Source organism: Nonomuraea sp. NPDC052116 (assembly GCF_040680035.1).
GTDB lineage: Bacteria > Actinomycetota > Actinomycetes > Streptosporangiales > Streptosporangiaceae > Nonomuraea > Nonomuraea angiospora_A.
This window is the reverse complement of the sequence record NZ_JBFAWA010000003.1, coordinates 276,239-295,612: the sequence shown is the minus strand read 5'-3', so window position 1 is coordinate 295,612 and position 19,374 is coordinate 276,239. Positions and strand designations below refer to the sequence as shown.

The 19,374-nt window shown below is 71.2% G+C and carries 17 protein-coding genes; 9 read left to right on the top strand and 8 right to left on the bottom strand.

The window, feature by feature from the left end:
* Window positions 1-85: 85 nt before the first annotated feature.
* On the top strand, window positions 86-427 hold the full coding sequence (locus tag AB0L65_RS06930; protein WP_364241298.1) for a VOC family protein: 342 nt from the start codon (window positions 86-88) through the stop codon (window positions 425-427).
* On the opposite strand, the gene AB0L65_RS06925 is transcribed toward AB0L65_RS06930, so the two are convergent.
* Window positions 424-1,302 carry a hypothetical protein gene (locus AB0L65_RS06925; protein WP_364241295.1) on the bottom strand — a complete coding sequence of 293 codons (879 nt, stop codon included), beginning with the start codon at window positions 1,300-1,302 and terminating at the stop codon, window positions 424-426. The genes AB0L65_RS06930 and AB0L65_RS06925 overlap by 4 nt on opposite strands.
* 33 nt (window positions 1,303-1,335) lie before the next feature.
* Between AB0L65_RS06925 and AB0L65_RS06920 the strand changes: the two genes are divergently transcribed.
* Window positions 1,336-1,905, top strand: coding sequence for a CGNR zinc finger domain-containing protein (locus AB0L65_RS06920; RefSeq protein ID WP_364241293.1), 570 nt, complete (start codon window positions 1,336-1,338; stop codon window positions 1,903-1,905).
* Window positions 1,906-1,983: 78 nt separating this feature from the next.
* Entirely contained in the window at window positions 1,984-2,454 is a 471-nt protein-coding gene (locus AB0L65_RS06915; RefSeq protein WP_364241290.1) for a pyridoxamine 5'-phosphate oxidase family protein, read from the top strand.
* A 202-nt stretch (window positions 2,455-2,656) separates the two neighbouring features.
* Here AB0L65_RS06915 and AB0L65_RS06910 read toward each other — a convergent pair whose 3' ends face one another.
* Both AB0L65_RS06910 and AB0L65_RS06905 read right to left on the bottom strand, forming a co-directional pair.
* Complete coding sequence (locus AB0L65_RS06910; protein ID WP_364241287.1) at window positions 2,657-3,418, bottom strand: SDR family oxidoreductase; 762 nt, start codon at window positions 3,416-3,418, stop codon at window positions 2,657-2,659.
* Window positions 3,419-4,018: 600 nt separating this feature from the next.
* Window positions 4,019-4,564 (bottom strand): MarR family winged helix-turn-helix transcriptional regulator, encoded by a 546-nt coding sequence (locus AB0L65_RS06905; protein ID WP_364241284.1) that lies wholly within the window; start codon window positions 4,562-4,564, stop codon window positions 4,019-4,021.
* 116 nt (window positions 4,565-4,680) lie between these two features.
* Here AB0L65_RS06905 and AB0L65_RS06900 point away from each other — a divergent pair, with 116 nt between their 5' ends.
* Window positions 4,681-5,529 (top strand): oxidoreductase, encoded by an 849-nt coding sequence (locus AB0L65_RS06900; protein WP_364241281.1) that lies wholly within the window; start codon window positions 4,681-4,683, stop codon window positions 5,527-5,529.
* Window positions 5,530-5,784: 255 nt separating this feature from the next.
* Here AB0L65_RS06900 and AB0L65_RS06895 read toward each other — a convergent pair whose 3' ends face one another.
* Window positions 5,785-7,590, bottom strand: a complete 1,806-nt coding sequence (locus tag AB0L65_RS06895) for an AAA family ATPase (RefSeq protein WP_364241278.1) — start codon at window positions 7,588-7,590, stop codon at window positions 5,785-5,787.
* Between the two features lie 289 nt (window positions 7,591-7,879).
* Here AB0L65_RS06895 and AB0L65_RS06890 point away from each other — a divergent pair, with 289 nt between their 5' ends.
* Window positions 7,880-8,317 carry an ester cyclase gene (locus tag AB0L65_RS06890; RefSeq protein WP_364241275.1) on the top strand — a complete coding sequence of 146 codons (438 nt, stop codon included), beginning with the start codon at window positions 7,880-7,882 and terminating at the stop codon, window positions 8,315-8,317.
* 80 nt (window positions 8,318-8,397) lie between these two features.
* Here the strand turns inward: AB0L65_RS06890 and AB0L65_RS06885 are convergent, their stop codons facing one another.
* On the bottom strand, window positions 8,398-9,261 hold the full coding sequence (locus tag AB0L65_RS06885; RefSeq protein ID WP_364241272.1) for an aldo/keto reductase: 864 nt from the start codon (window positions 9,259-9,261) through the stop codon (window positions 8,398-8,400).
* A 74-nt stretch (window positions 9,262-9,335) separates the two neighbouring features.
* On the opposite strand from AB0L65_RS06885, the gene AB0L65_RS06880 reads away from it, so the two are divergent.
* The gene (locus tag AB0L65_RS06880) at window positions 9,336-10,244 is read left to right on the top strand and encodes a LysR substrate-binding domain-containing protein (protein ID WP_364241269.1); all 909 of its coding nucleotides are present in this window, start codon (window positions 9,336-9,338) and stop codon (window positions 10,242-10,244) included.
* 5 nt (window positions 10,245-10,249) lie between these two features.
* Here the strand turns inward: AB0L65_RS06880 and AB0L65_RS06875 are convergent, their stop codons facing one another.
* Entirely contained in the window at window positions 10,250-11,068 is an 819-nt protein-coding gene (locus AB0L65_RS06875) for an MFS transporter (RefSeq protein WP_364241266.1), read from the bottom strand.
* Window positions 10,999-11,202 carry a hypothetical protein gene (locus tag AB0L65_RS06870; protein ID WP_364241263.1) on the bottom strand — a complete coding sequence of 68 codons (204 nt, stop codon included), beginning with the start codon at window positions 11,200-11,202 and terminating at the stop codon, window positions 10,999-11,001. Before AB0L65_RS06870 ends, AB0L65_RS06875 begins: the two co-directional genes overlap by 70 nt.
* Before the next feature lie 117 nt (window positions 11,203-11,319).
* Between AB0L65_RS06870 and AB0L65_RS06865 the strand changes: the two genes are divergently transcribed.
* Together AB0L65_RS06865 and AB0L65_RS06860 are read left to right on the top strand one after the other, a co-directional pair.
* Window positions 11,320-12,630, top strand: coding sequence for a lanthionine synthetase LanC family protein (locus tag AB0L65_RS06865; protein WP_364241260.1), 1,311 nt, complete (start codon window positions 11,320-11,322; stop codon window positions 12,628-12,630).
* A gap of 99 nt (window positions 12,631-12,729) precedes the next feature.
* Window positions 12,730-15,024 carry an ATP-binding domain-containing protein gene (locus tag AB0L65_RS06860; RefSeq protein ID WP_364241257.1) on the top strand — a complete coding sequence of 765 codons (2,295 nt, stop codon included), beginning with the start codon at window positions 12,730-12,732 and terminating at the stop codon, window positions 15,022-15,024.
* Between the two features lie 23 nt (window positions 15,025-15,047).
* Here the strand turns inward: AB0L65_RS06860 and AB0L65_RS06855 are convergent, their stop codons facing one another.
* Window positions 15,048-15,440, bottom strand: a complete 393-nt coding sequence (locus tag AB0L65_RS06855) for a MarR family transcriptional regulator (RefSeq protein WP_364241255.1) — start codon at window positions 15,438-15,440, stop codon at window positions 15,048-15,050.
* A gap of 159 nt (window positions 15,441-15,599) precedes the next feature.
* On the opposite strand from AB0L65_RS06855, the gene AB0L65_RS06850 reads away from it, so the two are divergent.
* Window positions 15,600-18,836, top strand: coding sequence for an efflux RND transporter permease subunit (locus AB0L65_RS06850; RefSeq protein WP_364241253.1), 3,237 nt, complete (start codon window positions 15,600-15,602; stop codon window positions 18,834-18,836).
* The last annotated feature ends 538 nt before the right edge of the window (window positions 18,837-19,374 follow it).

Sequence of the window (19,374 nt, the reverse complement as noted above, 5' to 3'; positions counted from 1 at the left end):
TCGTTAACGTTGGTGTTAATTGTTACCTGCTTCCGTTAAGCTGTTAACCCTTAACGCTAGAGGCAATTATTGCGGAGGTTCGTACATGAGTGTCGAGCTGGGTTACTACACGCTGTCCGTGGCGGACCTGGATCGGGCGGCCGCCTTCTACGGGGCGCTGTTCGGCTGGGAGTTCAGGCGCGAGCACGAGACGTACCTGCACGTCACGAACACCGCCGTGCCGATGGGCTTCGTCGCGCGCGGGCCCTCCTCGCAGCCGAACATCTACTACCACGTCACCGACATCGACGCGGCCGTCGAGCGGGTGCGGGAACTGGGCGGCGGCACCGGCGAGCTGTACGACAGCAAGTCGGGGCGCGGCTGCACCTGCACCGACGACCAGGGCACGGAGATCAGCCTCTGGCAGCCGGCCCCCGGATTCGACTAGTCGGGGGCTTTGACGGTGGCGATGCCGAGGGTGCTGGTCATCGGCAGCAGCCCGGCCTCGAAGACCGCGCCGAGGAACGGCGAAGCCAGCCGGGCCAGCCGCTCGGCGCGCTCCTCCCCGAGCAGCCGCCACGGCTCCGCGGCCAGCTGGTCGGTCATCCGCTCGACCTGGTCGCGCAGCGCCCGCCCCCGCTCGGTGGCCCGCCCGTCGGGGCCGGCCAGCCCGCGGGCGGCCAGCCGCTCCTGGGCCGCGTCCCACTCCTGCTCGCTCCAGCCGCGCCCGGCGAAGTTCGCCGCGGGGGCGGCGCCGATCGCGGCGAACGACACCAGCGACTCGCAACCGTCCAGCTCCGCGGCCTGCAGCGCCGCCAGGTGGCCGTCGCCGCGGTGCTCGCGCAGCACGGTGGCGGCCTGCCACAGCACCAGGTGCGGCTCGTCGGCCCAGGGCAGGTCCAGGTTGGCCGCGGCCAACGGCCGCCCGGCCACGCTCACGCTCTCGGCGGCCCGCCTGGCCAGCTCCGCCGCCTCCACCGCCGCGTCCGCCGTCACCTTGTCGCCCAGCAGAGCGCGGTACGTGCGGTCGACGGCGGTCATCCGGGCCTCGAGCACCCGCTCGGGGGAGGCGACCTCCCACACGGCGGGCATGTGCTCGGCGATCATCCGCGGGCTGAAGCTGTAGTACGCGGCGGTGGCCAGCCGGCTGCCGGCGCGCCCGAGCGGGGCCGTGCGGTAGGCGAAATAGCTCGGCCAGCGCGACTCCACGTCGTAACCGAGCGCGCCCGCCTCCTCGAACGCCTGGGGCGAGAAGTAGAGCACCGCGTGGATCGGCTCAAGCTGGTGCCACATGCGGCGGGCAAGTCTGGACGATGCGCTCATCGCAATCCCTCACTGTCTAGGTAAGCTATGCCAGTGACGATAGAGGCTTGGCGCATCACTGGTCAATCGCAAATAGACAGTTATGTCGGGAGGTGGGCGGAGCTGGCCGTCCTGCTGGTGAACGAGCTGGCCGTCACCCAGGCCCGCGGCCGCCCGGTGGACCCGCCCGCCGACCGCCGGGCCGCGCTGGAGGCGGCGTTCGACCGGCAGGGGCGGCCCGCCGGCCGCGCGCTGACCGGCGCGGACGCCGACCGGCTCGCGGACGTGGCCGCCGAGCTCCACCCGGCCTTCACCGGCGACGTCGCCGCCCTCAACGCGGCCCTGGTGCGCCACGCGGCCGTGCCCAACCTGCACGGCGACCCGCCCGTCCTGGCCTTCCACGGCCCCGGCGCGGACCTGGTCGACGCCTGGGCCGCCGACGCCGGCACGGCCCTGGCCATGGTGATCGGCGTCGGCCAGGGCCGGCGGCTGCGGACCTGCGAGGCGGGCGGGTGCGAGCTGGTCTTCTTCGACGTCACCAGGAACGCCTCGCGCCGGTTCTGCGGCCTGTCCTGCCAGAACCGCGCCAAGGCCAGCGCCTACCGCGCCCGCCGCCGCGCCTGACCACGGGACCCTGGGCACGCGCTCGGCGTCGCCCGTTCTGTCGGTGTTCTGTCGGTGGCGGCGGGCATGATGGCGGCCATGGCTTCTTGGCAGGAGTTCGAGCAGCAGGCGGCGGAGCTGGCCGGGGTGGCGCGGCGGCTGCTGGAGGCATACCGGCACAAGGTGCTGGCCACGCTGCGCAAGGACGGCTCGCCCCGGGTCAGCGGCATCGAGACCAGCTTCCGGGACGGCGAGTTGTGGACGGGGTCGATGCCGGGGGCGGTCAAGGCGTCCGACCTGCGCCGTGACCCGCGGATGGCGATCCACGTCACCTCCAGCGCCCCTGAGGGGGACGATCCGTCGTCGTGGGAGGGCGACGTGAAGCTGGCCGGGCGGGCCGTGGAGATCACCGATCGGGAGGTGCTGGCGTCGTTCGGGCTGCCGGGCGAGGAGTCGCACCTGTTCCGGATCGAGCTGACGGAGGTGGTGTGGACGCGGGTCGAGGGCGACGAGATCGTCATGGACTCCTGGCGCGAAGGGGTGGGGCTGCGCCGGATCCGCCGCAAGTAAAGACCCGCCCGACCACCCAGCCTTCGTTCCCAGCCGCACCTCCGAGGCCCGCTGGACTTCACGGCCGCAGCGGCCCACGGCGGGCTCGCCTGCGCGAGGGCCGGGCGGTTTCGGGGGGACGGTTCCCGCGATGGGCCGGCCGCAAGACGCCGTTTCCGCGACGGCCGTTCCCCCTGGGGTGAGTCCTCGGCGCCGGATGAGGCTAGTGGACGGAAAAGCCCCCGTCCACGAAGAGCATCTGCCCGGTGACGAACGCGGAGGCGTCCCCGGCCAGGAAGACGGCCGCGCCCGCGAAGTCCCCGGGCACGCCGTTGCGGCCGACCATGTGGCGGGCGGCGAGCGTTTCGACGCGGCCCGGGATGGCCTGGGCGGGTTCGGTCAGCGGGGTCAGCACGAAGCCGGGGATGATCGTGTTGACGCACACCCCGCGATCCGACCACGCCTCGGCCTGGGAGCGGGTCAGGCCGGCGATGGCGGCCTTGGCCGTGCCGTACGCGCCGCTGTCGCCGAAGGCGCTGATGGACTGCTGGGAGCCGAGGTTGATGATGCGGCCCCAGCCACGGGCGGCCATCTTCGGCCCGAAGTGCTGGCCGAGGAGGTAGGGGGCGGTGAGGTTGACGGCGATGGTGCGCTCGTAGTCCTCGACGGTGAGGTCGGCCATGGGTTTGCGGATGTTGTTGCCGGCGTCGTTGACGAGGATGTCGGCATCGCCCGCCGTGGCGCACACGCGCCGGACGTCGTCGCGGTCCGCCAGGTCCGCGCTGATCCACGAGGCGGTGACGCCGTGCTCACTCAGGCGGGAGACGGCCTTGTCGAGCTCGCTCTCCCTGCGAGCCACCAGCACGACCTCGGCTCCGGCCCGGCCGATCGCCTCGGCGATGGCGTACCCGATGCCGGAACTGCCGCCGGTCACCAGGGCGCGCCGGCCGTCGAGGGAGAACAGCTCCCGCAGATAGTCAGACATGATCGGCCAAGCTAGCACCCGAGGGGTACGACCGCGTCGAGCGGGCCATGGCCACCACCAGCTGGCCCCCGCCGGCACATCGTTCGGCAAAGGATTGCGCGGGGCGGCTCCCAGGCGGAATGACCGTGCGGCCATGACTACCACTGACGCGCCCGCGACCAGCCGGCTCCCGTTGACGATGCTGACGGCCATGGTCGCCGGCTCGATGGTCGGCGCCGGGGCCTTCTCGTTGCCGCGCACCCTCGGGCAGACCGGGGCGGTGGCCGGCACGGGGATGCTCATGCCGGCGTTCGTGTTCCAGATTCTGGCGGTCGGCGTGACCGGGATGGTCTGGGTGAACTCGGGCGGGACGCGGCTGGGCGTCTCGGGGCGCAGTGAGTGGTGTCAGGCGGACTCTCAGGACCGAGAGCCGTCCCCTTCCGGCTCCTGTCCACGGCCCGGAGCGGCACGACGCGGGGCTCCGGCAGGCCATCGCCGGCGAAGCACGCCGTCGCCCGATCCCAGAGGGTGCGTTCACTCCCGGGAATCCAGCCGCCGGTGGTGCGGGAAGCAGCGGTTGAAGCCTCTTGGATGGGACCGCACACGTCGCCGACCGGACATTTACCGAGCTTGTTGATGGCGAGGCGCCGGGCCGAACTCGTCCTCCAGGCGGGCCAGCAGTCGGGCGAGCAGTCGATTGAGCTGATCGAGGTCGTCGGACGCCAATGCGTCGGTGAGCAGGCGCCGTTCGCGAGTGGTGCGGTCACGGGTGGCCTGGCTCCAGCGCCGCCGGCCCAGCTCGGTGAGGCGGACCGGGCGGCTGCGGCCGTCGACGGCGGGGACGGGCTCGACCAGCCCGGCCTTGCTGAGGCGGTCGATGCGCACGCTCATGGTCCCGGCGGTGACGCCGAGTTCGTCGGCCAGTTGCTTGGGGGTGCGCTCGTAGGGCGGGCCGGAGCGTTGCAGGGCCGACAGGGCGGTCCAGTCTCCGGGGGTGAGGTCGTTGGCGGTGGCGACGTCGGCCAGGAGGTGTTCGAACAGGCGGGAGATGCGGCCGATGCGCTGCCGGGCGGCCTCGGTGACGGGGTCGGCGTCGGCCATCTGGGAGATCCAGGCGTCGATCTCGGCGGCGACCGAGTCGCCTGCGGGTGTGGGGTCAGGTCTCACGTTTGACGTCCTTTGAGTATCAAGCTACTTTGCTTTGAGTCTCAAACTTTGAGTCCCAAAGCAAAGTCTACCGGGATGCTCACCCCGCCCGATCACGACCTGGAAAGGACCCTCACATGACCACCTCAGCCTCTTCCGGCAAGGTGTGGTTCATCACCGGCACCAGCACCGGGCTGGGCCGAGCGCTCGCCCACGTCGTGCTGGAGCACGGTGACCGGCTGGTGGCCACCGCGCGCGACCGCGCCACCCTCACCGGCCTGACCGAGCAGGCGGCCGACCGGGTCCTCGCCCTGAACCTGGACGTCACCGATCCGGCCGCCGTCCGCCGCGCCGTCGATGCCGCGCTGGAGGCGTTCGGCCGGATCGACGTGCTCGTCAACAACGCCGGATACGCCATGCGCGGCGCCCTGGAAGAGATCACCGATCAGGAGTTGCGGCGCCAGTTCGACACCAACGTCTTCGGCGCCATCGACGTGACCCGCGCGGTGCTGCCGGCCATGCGCTCCCAGCGATCCGGGCACATCGTGCAGATGTCCTCGGTCGGCGGCGTGACCACCATGCTGGGCGGCACCGCCTATGGCGGGACCAAGTTCGCGCTGGAGGGACTTTCCGAGGGGCTCGCCGCCGAGCTGGAGCATCTGGGGATCGGCGTCACCATCGTCGAACCCGGCCCGTTCCGCACCGACTTCGCCGGCCGCTCGTTCCGCTGGGCCGCTCCCATCGACGACTACCGGCCCGTCATCGAACCTGCCAAGGCGACCTTCGTCGCCCAGCACGGCGCTCAGCCGGGCGACCCGGTTCGCGCCGCCCGTGCGATCGTCGCCGCCGTCAACCTGGACACCCCGCCGCTGCGGCTTCCCCTCGGCGCCCGTTCCTTCGACCGCATCCGCGCCAAGCTGCGCGCCCGCCTCGACGAACTCGACCGCCTGGAGCCCCTCGGCCGCGACACCGATTTCCCCACCTGACCACTCATCAACGGCGCTCACCATCGAGGAGGGCGACGTCACCACTAGTCGCACCAAGGGTCATCAGAGGCCACGAGAAACGACGTCTCGGGCTGCAGGAATCGGCGGGCGGTCAGGGCCATCGTCGAGGTGTCGACAGCGTCCGCTCCGTGTATCACCGGCAGCAGGTTTCCGCTCATCGGCGTGCGGCTGAAGACCTGGCAGAGCGCGCGCACCGCCCCCAGCAGGCGGGCCGCGCGTCGATCCTCGCGGCCGTCAGCGGCGACCCACGCCAGGACCTCGATGCTGATGCCGATGACCGGCAGGTCGTTGAACGGCTGTTTGAGCCGGATGCTCCGGCGTTCCACGGCGGCCCTGGCTCATGTCGCCCTGCCGCCAGAGCTCGACCCCGTAGACGGCCAGCAGGGAAGCCATGAGCCAGCTGTCGCCGTGCGCCTCGCACATCCGCTGTGACTCCTCGAACAGCGCGGCCGCCTGGTCGGAACGCCTGAGCAGCGACAGCGACAGGGCCTGAAAACACAGCGCCTTGGCCGTGAACTCACGGTGCCCCAGGCTCCGGTAGCGGTCCAGCGCGCCCGCGAAGAACGCCGCGGCCTGCCCCGGATCGCGCCCCGACAGCAGCATGGCATGGCCGGAAACGAAGGCGGCATGAGCCGTGGCCATCGGATCGCCGAGCCGGTCGGCCAGGACCCGGCCCTGCGCCAGCAGCTCGTCCGCCTTCGTCAGGTCGCTCTGCACGATGGCCAGCCACGCGTTGACGCACAATCCGATGGCGCGTTCCGGGGTCGGTGCAGAGGCGGCGGCCAGGAGGCCGTCGAGCCAGCGCCGCGGCTCGTGCAACAGGCCCGACGCGAGCCAGTACGAGGGCAGCGAGGTGACGATCGGGATCCCGGCCCTGGCCGCGGCGTCACTTCGTTCCCAGAGGCAGAACTCCAGCGCGGCCCGAATGTTGCCGTGTTCGGCCCGCAGCCGGGTGAACCAGGCCAGCTGATCAGGACCGAACCACTCCTGTTCGCCGCGGACGGCAAGATCCTGGAAATAGTCGCGATGGCGGCGGAGAAAGTCCGTCTCTGTCCCGGACTCGGTCAGGCGTTCACGTCCGTACTGGCGGATGGTCTCCAGCAGACGGTAGCGGACGTGACCCGGGTGTTCCTCCCGGATGAGGATCGACTGGTCGACCAGGCCCGCCACCAGGTCGAGGACATCTGCGCGGGCGATGCCGTCTCCCGCGCACACCTGTTCGGCGGCCTCCAGATCCAGCCCGCCGGCGAACACCGACACGCGTGCCCACAACGCTCGCTCGGCGTCGGTGCACAGCGCGTAGCTCCAGTCGATCAGCGCCCGCAGCGTCTGATGGCGAGGCAGCACGGCCCGCGACCCGAAGGCCGAGAGCCGAAACCGGTCGTCGAGCCGGCTCAGCAGCTGCCGCACCGACAGTCCCCGCAGGTGGGCCGCCGCGAGCTCGATGCCCAAGGGCAGGCAGTCGAGCCGCCGGCAGATCCCTTCCACCGCCTCGCGATTCGCATCGGTGACGGCGAAGCCGGGCATCGCGGCCTGGGCGCGTTCGGCGAAGAGCTGAACGGCGTCGGAGCCGTCGGCCCGGGCGGTGCCGGCGTTCGGGAGCGTCAGCGGCGGGACCTCCACGATCTGCTCCGAGTCGATCCCCAAGGACTTCCGGCTCGTCGCCAGGATCCGCAGCCCAGGAGCGGAACGCAACAGCGCGTCGCACATCACCGCGCAGTCGGCCGGCAGATGCTCGCAGTTGTCCAGTATCAGCAGGGTCTGCTTGTCGCGCAGCCGGTCGATCAGCAGCTCCAGTGCCGGTCGCGCGGAGCGATCGCGAATCTGCAGCGCCTCGCAGACGACGGCGGCCAGCGACTCCGGGCTCCGCAGATCGGCCAGCTCCACCAGCCACACCCCGTCCGGGAACGCCCGCCGCAGCGTTGTGCCGACGCGAATGGCCAGCCGGGTCTTCCCCACCCCGCCGACCCCCGTCAGCGTGACCATCCGCGAGCCGGACAGGAGGCGTCTGACGTCGGCCATCTCGCGTCGACGTCCCACGAAACCGGCCGCCTCGGCCGGTAGACCATGAACCTGTCCCGACCGAGTCCTGCTGGTCTCTGTCGCCATCACCTTGCCGCGGGCCCCGTCTCGGCACCGCCGGCCGCCTCGCCGCCGGCAAAACCCCAGGTCACAGAGTGTACGCGCGGCAGCACTCGGAACGACGACCGCGGATGGATCGGGCATATGCCGCCTTGGCCCCTATCTCACGCGGCCATGACCGACGGCTGACCTGCCTCTCGGTAACGTGAGTGGTCAACCTACGACCCCGACCCACTTCAGAGGCCCCATGTCCACCTTCTGGGCTCTCAAACACCAGCTGGCCGACGCGGTCAATGCGCACGACCTGCCGAGGGTGCTCGCCTGCTACAGTCCGGACGCCGTGTACGTCTCGCCCGCGGGCGTCGCGGAAGGACATGACCAGATCGCGTGGCTCCACGAGCAGATTCTCAAGGCGTTCCCCGACTTCCACATGACGGCCTGGTACGAACTCGGCGACTGCGAGAACCCCGCCGTCACGGAATGGACGTACACCGGCACCCACAAGGGCCCCCTGCTGCTGCCCGACGGGCGAGAGATCGCGGGAACGGGCCGCCGTATCACCGTCCGGGCCACCTGCGCCACGTTCGTCGAGAACGGGAAGATCATCTCGCACCGCGAGTACTACGACCAGCTGGAGCTGTACAGCCACCTCGGCTTCGGCCTGGCGGAGCTCCACCCCGCGTAGACAGGCCTGGATCGGCCGGGCTCGGCGGGCAGCCCGCCCATGAACAGCCCGCCCGTGTCCTCGCCAGGCGAACGGACCGGTCAACCGGCCGGCTCCAGGCTCTGAGCCTCGCGCCACACCGCATCCAGGCGGCCGAATTGTTCACCGGTCAGCCTGATGTCCATGGCCGCCATGTTCTCCTCCAGGTGCACGACGGAGCTGGTGCCGGGGATCGGCAAGGTGACGGGTGAGCGGGCCAGCAGCCAGGCGAGTGCCACCTGCGCGGGAGTGCCACCGATCTGCTGCGCGACCTGGGCAAGCGGTCCTCCAGCGAGGGCGTGCGCTCCGCCGGCCACCGGAAACCAGGGGATGAAGGCGATGCCCGCGGCCTCGCAGTAGTCGAGCACGTCCTCGTGCCGCCTGTCGGCGAGGTTGTAGAGGTTCTGCACGCTGGCGATGGGCACCGTCCGGCGGGCCTCCTCAAGCTGGGCGACGCCGACCTCCGACAGCCCGATGTGGCGGATCTTGCCGTCGTCCCGCAGTTGCTTGAGCGCCCCCAGCTGTTCGGCGAAGGGGACCTGGGGGTCCACACGATGAAGCTGGAAGAGCTCGATCCGCTCCAGCCGGAGGCGGCGAAGGCTCAGCTCGGCCTGCTGGATGAGGTACTCCGGGCGGCCCAGCGGCTTCCAACGGTCGCGCCCCGGGCGACTCTGCCCCGCCTTGGTGGCGATGACCAGGCCGGATGGGTACGGGTGCAACGCCTCGGCGAGCAGTTCCTCATTGGCGCCCAGGGCGTACGCGTCGGCGGTGTCGACAAGGGTGACGCCGAGCTCGACGGCTCGCCGCGCCACCGCGATCGCGGCGGGCCTGTCCTTGGGCGGCCCCCAGTCCGTCAGCCGCATCGCGCCGAACCCCAGCCGGCGCACGGACAGGTCTCCACCGATGTCAATGGTCTCGTCAGCCATAGCCAGCACCTTGCCGTACGCAATTACAAAGGACAAGCGACTCTTTCTGCGACGTATTGCGTAGCATTGCTAAGATGTTGAATCTGGATCGGCTTCGTACTCTGCACGTGATCGCCACCCACGGGTCGGTCACCGCGGCCGCGGACATCCTGCATGTCACCACCTCGGCGATCTCCCAGCAAATGGCGAAACTGGAGCAAGAGGTCGGGCAGCGCCTGCTGGAGCGCAAGGGCCGCGGCGTGCGTCTCACCGAGGCCGCCGAGTTGCTCGCCGTCCACGCGGGGCAGATATTGGCGCTGGCCGAACGGGCCGAGGCGGACCTGGAGGCCTGCCGTGGCGTCGTCGCCGGGCAGCTGACGCTGGCCGCCTTCGCGACGGCCGCGCGCGGGTTGGCCCCGCCCGCGCTGCGGGATCTCCGTCGTGATCACCCGCGGCTGCGGATCATGTTGCAGGAGTGCGAGCCGCACGAAGCGGTGCCGGGGGTGAGCCGCGGCGATCTGGACATGGCCATCGTCCAGGATTGGTGGGACTCTCCCCTGTCCCTGCCCGGCAACTTGAGCAGGGCCAGGCTGCTCGACGACGTCGCCGACATCGCGGTGCCGGAGGGGCACCCCTTGGCCTCGCGGACCACCGTGGAGATCGAGCGATTCGCCGGCGAGCCGTGGATCACCTGGAGTGACGGCTGGATCTGCAACTCCTGGCTGGTGGAAACGCTGCGTTCTCGCGGGGCCGAACCGGACATCGCCTACACCGCCGGCGAACACCACACCCAACTGGCCCTCGTCGCCGCCGGCCTCGGTGTGGCGATCATTCCCAGACTCGGCCGTGACCCCGTCCCCGATGGCGTCCGTTTCGTCGAGGTGCGGCCACGCCTGACCCGCCACATCTACGCGGTGTGGCGCACCGATGCCGACCGGCGGCCGTCCATCCATGCGGTGCTCCGATCCCTGCGACAGGATCGCGGAAGCGCGGGACCGAAGTAGCCGGATCAGGACGGCGACGTTCTCCTCCGGGGGAACAGCGCCGCGGGGACGAGGGCGAGCACTGCCAGGGCCAGCGCCCAGCCGAACGTGACGCCGAACGCGGACTCGGGACCGGCGTGGGCGCCGGAGAGCTGATTCTCCAGCACGATCAGGAAGATCGCGGTGCCCAGTGATCCACCGATCCGGTTGAGGACGTTCAAGGCGCTCGCGGCCCGCGGCGTTTCCCGCTCGTCGACGGACGCGTAGGCGGCTCCCATCGTCGGGCCCATCACGCTGCCGAGACCGAGCCCCTGGACCACCAGAGACACGCTCAGTGACCACGCCGCCGGTCCCGCGCCCGCTTGGGTGAACACGGCCGTTCCCGCGGCCATGAGCAGCAGGCCGGTGACTACGACGGCGCGCGCGCCGTAACGGTGGGCGAGTCGTCCTGCGGCGAACGCGCCGACGGCGGCGCCGAGCGCCTGCGGGATGAGGAGCAGGCCGGTACGGAACGCGTCCGTGTGATGAACCTGCTGGTAGAAGAGCGGCAGCAGGACCATGGAACTGTAGAGCGCGGCGCCGAGCAGGAACGAGGTCGCGGTCGCCGCCGCGAAGCCACGGCGGGCGAACAGCCGCACGTCGATCATCGCCGCGTCGCCGGCCCGCAGCGCGTGGATGACGTAACCGCCGATCAGCAGCAGCCCGGCGCCGAGGACGGTGGTGGCGACGGACGATCCTGGTCCGCCGTGTTCGCCCGCCAGGGACAAGCCGTAGATCAGACCGCCGCCCAGCGCCTGGAGCAGCCGGAAGCCGATGAGCGCGGGCAGCACCAGGCGAGGCCGCACAGGGCCGAGCCCACCGTGAACAGCGCCACGGCGGTGATCCACATGCGCTTGGCGCCGTAGCGCTCGCCGGCTGCGACCTGTTCGAGTTCGACGGAGACCGGATCCGGGTCAAGGACGCCTACCGCAGGGTCCACGGCGACATCGGCCAGGCGTGGTGATGGGGTACCACAAGAACCGGCCGATTGGCGGGCGGGGTGGGATGGGGGAGAATTGAGGTCGTTCACTGATCGGGAAGAGCCCTCGGGTGCGTCATGAGCCTGGATCCGACCCGCGCGTCCGCCGGAGCCCCGCTGAGTGCCGCGCTCGGGGCCGCGCGGTGGATCAGGACGGCCGCCGCGGGTGACGCGCGGGCGCGGCACTGGGTGGGCAACCCCGACCCGCGGGGCCGCTCCGCGCTGACGCCTGAGCCCGCCTCCCTGTACGGCGGCGCGGCCGGCATCGTGCTGTTCTTCCTGGAGCTGGCCGCCGCGACCGGGCGGGAGGAGTACCTGGAGGACGCCCGGGCGGGCGTGCGCTACCTGGTCGAAGCCGGGCCCGGGGTCGGCGACGTGACGTTCCACCACGGGCTGGGCGGGATCGCGGTCGCCTTGTGCGAGGCCGGGTGGGTGCTGGGCGACGGCGTGGCCGAGGAGGCGGCCTTGGCGGCGCTGGACCGGGTGGCGCGGGCGGCGCGGCCGATGGACGGCGGTCCCGGCTGGTCGGGGGATCCGGCGCAGCGGGGCGACGGCGGTGTCGTGCTGGCGCTGCTGCACGGCGCCTCGATGCTGGGGGTGCCGTCGTACGCGGAGCTGGCGGCCGAGGCGGGGCTGCGGGCGGCGCGGCTGGCGGTGCCGGGGCACCGCTTCGGCGACTGCGAGGGCCTGCCGGCGGACGCGGTCACGCCGGGCTTCCTGGCCGGTACGGCGGGGACGGCGTTCCTGCTGGCCCGCCTGTACGGGGTGAGCGGGGATGCCCGGTTCCTGGAGGCGGCGCGCAGGGGCGCGGATTTCGTGCGCTCGGTCAGCGCGCTGAGCGGCCGGCGCGCGCTGGTGCCGCACCACCTGCCGCAGGGGCGGGGGCTGCACTACCTGGGGTTCTGCTCGGGCTCCGCGGGGGTGGCGCGGATGTTCGTGGAGCTGTACCGGGCCGGGGGCGACCCGGCCGACCTGGAGTGGGCCGAGCGGCTGGCCACGGGGATCGTGACGAGCGGCGTGCCGGGCCGGCGGGTGCCCGGGCTGTGGGACACGGCCTGCCAGTGCTGCGGGCTGGCAGGGCTGGTGGAGTTGTTCGTCGGGTTGTGGGCGGTGACGGGGCGGGAGGCGTACCTGGGCTTCGCCCGGACGCTGGGCGAGCACCTGGCGGGCAGGGCGAGCGGCGACGGCGGGGGCCTGCGGTGGTACCAGGCCTTCGAACGGGTACGTCCCGGCGTGGTGAGCGCGGACACCGGGTACATGGCGGGCGCGGCGGGCATCGGCACGGCGCTGCTGCATCTGGAGGCGGTGGGGCGGGGACGGCGGATGATCCTGCTGCCGGACAACCCGTTCCCGGCGATCCCGGCACCTTCCGGCATGCTGCCCGAATAACCCAATGAGGAGATTGCGCGCACGCACGTACGGCGTTAAGCTCGATTGCCCAATTTAGGCAAAGGCTTCACAAGCCTCCCGTTAGGAGTATACCAGCGAATGGCTAATCGTCAAGATGGTCTTGCGGAAGCCCTTGACAGCGAACAGCGTACTGTGTCGTGGCTGTACGGCCGGCTCGACGTCGCCAGGGGGCGGGCCCAGGCGGCGCTGCGGGACGTGTACGCCAGGGCCGGCGGCACCCGCCAGGCGATGGTCGAACGCGAGGCGATGGCCTCGGAGCAGGCCAGGAGGCTGGCCCAGCTGAACGCGGTCGAGCGGGGCCTGTGCTTCGGCCGCATCGACGACGGCGCGGGGCAGAGCACGTACGTCGGCAGGATCGGGCTGCGCGACGAGGAGCACGAGTCGGTCCTCATCGACTGGCGGGCGCCGGCCGCGCGGCCGTTCTACGTGGCCACGGCCACCGACCCGGGCGGGCTGGTGCGCCGCAGGCACCTGCACCTGAAGGACCGCACGGTGGTCGGCATCGACGACGAGGTGTTCGACCTGGAGGGGATGAGCGACGGCGACCGGCGCGCGCTCGTCGGCGAGGCGGCGCTGCTGGCGGCGCTGCGCCGGGGCCGGACGGGCCGGATGGGCGACGTGGTGGCCACCATCCAGACCGAGCAGGACCGGGTGATCCGCGCCTCGCTGCAGGGAGCGCTGGTGGTGCAGGGCGGCCCGGGCACCGGCAAGACCGTGGCGGCGCTGCACCGGGCGGCGTACCTGCTCTACACCCACCGCGACACCCTGGAGCGGCGCGGCGTGCTGGTGGTGGGCCCCAACTCGATGTTCCTGCGCTACATCAGCCAGGTGCTGCCGGCATTGGGGGAGACGCAGGTGGTGATGACCACGGTTGGGGAGATGTTCCCGGGGGTGCGGGCGAGCGCGGCCGACGGGCCGGCGACGGCGGTGGTCAAGGGCGACGCGCGGATGGCCGACGTGGTCGCCCGCGCGCTGGAGCTGCGCCAGCGCGCGCCCGAGGGCGACCTGGTGGTCGAGCTGGACGGCCTCAACCTGCGGGTGCCGCACGCGACGTGCGTGCGGCTGCGCGACCGGGCGCGGGCGGTGCGGCTGCCGCACAACATGGCGCGCAAGCTGTACGTCACCGAGCTGCTCAAGGAGCTGGCCAAGGCCGAGGCGCGGGCGCTGGAGGAGTCGCTGCACATCGAGGAACTGGTCATCGAGGACGAGCCGGAGCTGTCGCAGCCGCTCGACCTGGAAGGCGACCTGGACGAGCTGGATCTGGAGCTGGCCTCGCGGCGGCTGTGGGGCGAGCCGGGGATCCGGCGGGCGGTGGACGACCTGTGGCCGGAGCTGACGCCGCGGCGGCTGATCTCGGAGGTGCTGGCCTCGCCGGAGACGCTGTGGTCGGTGGCGCCGTCGGGGCTGGACTGGCAGGAGCTGGTCCGCCCGGTGGACGCGCCGTGGACGGCCGGGGACGTGCCGCTGCTGGACGAGGCGGCCGAGCTGCTGGGCGAGGACGACTCGGAGCGCCGGGTGGCGACCAGGCGGGCGTCCGAGGAGCTGGCGTCGGAGGAGCTGTACGCGCTGGAGGTGCTGCAGAGCACGGGGGTGCTGGAGGAGGGCATCTTCGATCGGGCCGACGTACTGGCCGAGCGGCACGCGGACGACGGGCTCGGGCTGACGACGGCCGACCGGGCGGCGGCGGACCGGACGTGGGCGTACGGCCACGTGATCGTGGACGAGGCGCAGGAGCTGTCGGCGATGGCCTGGCGGATGATCATGCGGCGGGTGCCGGCGAAGTCGCTGACCGTCGTCGGCGACCTGGCCCAGACGGGGTCGGCGGCCGGGGCGCGGTCGTGGGGGGAGGTGCTGGACCCATACCTCGAGGGGCGCTGGCGCGAGGAGCGGCTGCTGGTCAACTACCGCACGCCGGTGGAGATCATGACGGTGGCGGCGGACGTGCTGCGGGCCTTCGCGCCCGAGCAGGAGCCGCCCGAGTCGGTACGCGAGGGCGGCTCACGGCCGCGCGCGGTGCGCCTGCCGATGGCAGGGCTGCCGGGGCTGCCGGGGCTGGTGGACGGGGAGCTGGCCTCGATCGGCGAGGGCCGGGTGGGCGTGGTGACCTCGGACGCGTGGCACGCGGAGGTGGCCGGCCTGTTCCCGGAGGGTGACCTGGACGCGCCGGTGGTGGTGCTGACGGTGGGGCAGGCCAAGGGGCTGGAGTTCGACGCGGTCGTGGTGGTGGATCCGGCGGGGATCATGGGGCAGTCGCCGATGGGGGGCCAGGACCTGTACGTGGCGGTGACGCGGGCCACCCGGCGGCTGACCGTGGTGTACGAGGGGGAGCTGCCGGAGGTGCTGTCCGGCCTGACTTCCGAATCTACAACGTAAAGGCCGTCCCCCTGGAGCGCGGGTCATTCGTTGTAGAGCTTGTCGGCCACCGCACGGATGGTGCACGTGATGTGGTCGAGGGAACGTAGGGTCTCGGTGTCGAGGTGGTCCAGGATCCGGCGGTAGTGTTCGAGCCCGGCGTTGTGGATCTCCTCGATCAGGGCGGTGCCGGCGGGGGAGAGCTCGGCGCGGCGGACGCGGCGGTCGTGGGGGTCCTCGTGACGGGTGACGAGGCCGTGGGCGACGAGCCGGTCGACGAGGCCGGTGACGGTGCCGAGACTGACGCCGAGGTGGTGCGCGAGCTCCTGGCCGGAGGCGGAGCCGTTGAAGGCCAGGAGCATGATGACGTGGAGTTGTCGCATGGTCAGGTTGGAGGTGAACAGCGGGGACTGATGCTGGGCGAACAGTCGCCCCATGCCACGCTGTGTTTCGCTGATTCGACGGATCAGGTCTTCGCGTTCGTCGCTCACACTCACCTCTCGCTTCCTGAGAAGGTTATCAGGAAAGCTCAATCTGTCTAAATATTCGTTCGAGGCGAAGTGTTAGTCTGGGGCGAACTCTTGGAGGGGACGCCTATGACCGCATTCGCCCGTTTGAGCCTGGTCAATCGCAGCCTTGTGATATTGCTCGCGCTCGTGCTCAGCGCCTTCGGCGCGTTCACGATTCCGCAGTTGAAGCAGCAGTTGCTGCCGTCTTTGAGCTTCCCTGGCGCGTTCGTGGTCGCGGCGTATCCGGGTGCCTCGCCCGAGATCGTCGAGGACCAGGTGACGAAGCCGATCGAGGACTCGTTCCAGGGCCTGGACGGCATGGAGCAGATGACCTCGACGTCGAAGGAGGGCCTGGCGCAGATCCAGGTGGCCTTCGAGTACGGCACGGACGTCGAGTCCTCGCTGAACAAGATGCAGCAGGCCATCACCCGGGTCTCCCTCCCGGACGGGGTGGATCCGCAGGTCGTGGCGGGCAACACCGACGACATCCCGGTGGTCGTGCTCGCGGTGGGCGACGGCGGCGACGAGCGGGCGATGGCCGACAAGCTGCGCCGGATCATGGTGCCGGAGCTGCAGAGCGTGGAAGGCGTTCGGGAGGCGTCGGTCACGGGCACCCGCGACGAGGTCGTCACGATCGAGCCGGACACCAAGAAGATGACGAAGGCCGGCGTGTCGGCCTCGCAGATCCCCGACGTACTGAAGGCGAACGGCACGCCGATCCCGGCGGGCACCCTGACTGCTGACGGCAAGTCGCTCACGGTGCAGGTGGGTGCGCGGGTCGACTCGGTGGCCAAGCTGAAGGACCTGTACCTGACCCCGGCGCAGCCGGCGGCCACCCAGCAGCAGCAGCCGAGCCAGGCCCAGGCCCGCCCGCAGACCGGGCAGCCCGGCCGGCCGGGCCAGTCCCCGGCGGCCCTCGCGCAGCAGCAGGCGCCCAAGCCCAAGCCGCTCAAGCCGGTCAAGCTGGGCGACGTCGCCGAGATCAAGCAGGGGCTGGCGGACTCGACGACGATCACCCGTACGGACGGCAAGACGAGCCTGGGCGTGTCGGTGACGATGGTGCCCGACGGCAACGCGGTGTCGATCTCGCACGACATCCGGGAGAAGCTGCCCGAGCTGACCAGGTCGCTGGGCGACAGCTCGGACACGGCGGTGTCGGTGGTGTTCGACCAGGCGCCGTACGTGGAGGAGTCGATCCGGAGCCTGACCACGGAGGGCCTGCTCGGTCTGGCGTTCGCGGTGCTGGTCATCCTGGTGTTCCTGCTGTCGGTGCGTTCGACGCTGGTGACGGCGGTGTCGATCCCGCTGTCGGTGGTGATCGCGCTGATCGTGTTGTGGGCGGGCGACTATTCGCTGAACATGCTGACCCTGGGCGCGCTGACGATCGCGGTGGGCCGGGTGGTCGACGACTCGATCGTGGTGCTGGAGAACATCAAGCGACATCTCGCGTACGGCGAGGCCAAGCTGCAGGCGATCCTGACGGCGGTCCGCGAGGTGTCGGGCGCGGTGACGGCCTCGACGCTGACGACGGTGGCCGTGTTCGCGCCGATCGCGATCGTGGGCGGCATGGTGGGCGAGCTGTTCAGCCCGTTCGCGATCACGGTGGCGGTGGCGCTGCTGGCCTCGCTGGTCGTGTCGCTGACGGTGGTGCCGGTGCTGGCGTACTGGTTCCTGAAGGCACCGGACCTGACGCCGGAGCAGGCGCGCAAGCAGCGCGATGAGGCCGAGGCCAAGGAGCTGCGCTCGCCGCTGCAGCGGGCCTATCTGCCGGTGCTGCGGTTCGCGACCCGGTTCAAGCTGGTGACGATCCTCATCGGCGTGGCGGTGTTCATCGGCACGATGGGCCTGGCCGGGGGGCTGCAGACGAACTTCCTGGACTCCTCGGGCCAGAACACGATCTCCCTGTCGCAGAAGATGCCGGTCGGTACGGACCTGGCGACCACGGACAAGGCCGCCCAGCAGGTCGAGGGCGTGCTGAAGGACCTGGACGGCGTGGAGACGTACCAGGTGAACGTCGGTGGTGGCAACGCCATGCAGGGTGGCGCGGTCGGCGGCGGCGCGGACCGGGCGTCGTACTCGGTGACGGTCAAGGAGGGCGCCGACCCCGACAAGGTGCAGCAGGCGCTGCGCGAGCGGATCGACGGCCTGTCGGGCGTCGGCGAGGTCACGGTGGGCGGCGCCGGCGGGGGCGGGTTCTCCTCAGACACGATCGACGTGATCGTGCAGGCGCCCGACGCCGAGACGCTGCGCACGGCGACCGACACGGTCAAGACCGCGATGGGCGAGGTGTCGGGCCTCACCGAGGTGTCCTCCAACATGGAGACCAGCGCGCCGCGGGTCGAGGTCGCGGTGGACCGGCAGGAGGCCGCGGAGCGGGGCCTGTCGGAGGCACAGGTGGGGCAGGCGGTGGCGCAGGCCTTCCGCGGCGCGCCGCTGGGCCAGATCACCCTGGACGGCCGCTCCAGCGACCTGGTGCTGCGCGGCGCGGACGCGCCGGACGACATCAAGGCGATCAAGGACCTGAAGCTGCCGACGGCGGCGGGCATGATCAAGCTGTCGACGGTCGCGGACGTCAAGGAGGTGGCCGGGCCGACGCAGGTGACGCGGATCGACGGCGAGCGTTCGGCCACGGTGTCGGCCAAGGCGGCCGACGCCGGCAACCTGGGCGCCGTGACGCAGACGCTGACGACCAAGCTGAACGGTCTGTCGCTGTCCGCGGGCGCCACCTATGAGATCGGCGGCGCGTCGGCCCAGCAGTCGGACGCGTTCTCCGACCTGGGGCTGGCGATGCTGGCGGCGATCGCGATCGTCTTCCTGATCATGGTGGCGACGTTCCGCAGCTTCGTCCAGCCGCTGATCCTGCTGGTGTCGATCCCGTTCGCGGCCACGGGCGCGATCGGGCTGCTGATCGCCACCGACACCGCCCTGGGCGTGCCGGCGCTGATCGGCATGCTGATGCTGATCGGCATCGTGGTGACCAACGCCATCGTGCTCATCGACCTGATCAACCAGTATCGCGAGCAGGGCATGGGCGTGGTGGAAGCGGTCATCGAGGGCGGGCGGCGCAGGCTGCGGCCGATCCTGATGACGGCGGTGGCCACGATCTGCGCGCTGACGCCGATGGCTCTGGGGGTGACCGGCTCCGGCGGGTTCATCTCGCAGCCGCTGGCGATCGTGGTGATCGGCGGTCTGATCAGCTCGACGCTGCTGACCCTGGTGCTGGTCCCGACGCTGTACACGATGGTGGAGCGGGCGAAGGAGCGGATGCGGCGCAAGCCGGCCGAGCCCAAGCACGAGGCGAAGGTCCTCACTCCGACCTCCTGACAGAGGCGGTGCTCTTTGCCCGGTGGGGTCACCGCACCTCGCCGGGCAAACGGCCGTCGGGGCGGAGGCGAAGGGGGCGGGCGGTGGCCGGGCCTGTCGTGCGGATGGGTACGGCCGTCGTTGTCGCCGCCGTCCGCGACCGGCGCGTTGACCCGCGGTGTCGTCTCTCCGGGGACGGCGCTCGCTCCCACTGCCTGCCCGGGACGATCGGCTGTCAACGGCCCTGTACGGGGTGCGGGCCGGCTCTCTGGGAGGTTCGAGACCGCGATCAAGGGGCTGTCGCCGAGCGCTCGGTCCGCAGCTACTCCGAGGCCGCTGCGTCGGCGATCAGCGTGATCTTTGCGTCGCTGCGTCGACCCCCCGCCAGGTGGCGAATGCGGGGGAGGGGAGGGCGGATCTTTGCCGGAGGCACGGATATGGGGCTCCGGCCGGGTGCCCAACCGATCTGGGCGCCGGCCGCACGAGAGAGCGGCCGAAAGGAGTCGAACCTCAGGTAACCGACCAGATTCGACCCGTGCCACCGACAAAGCTGACGAGG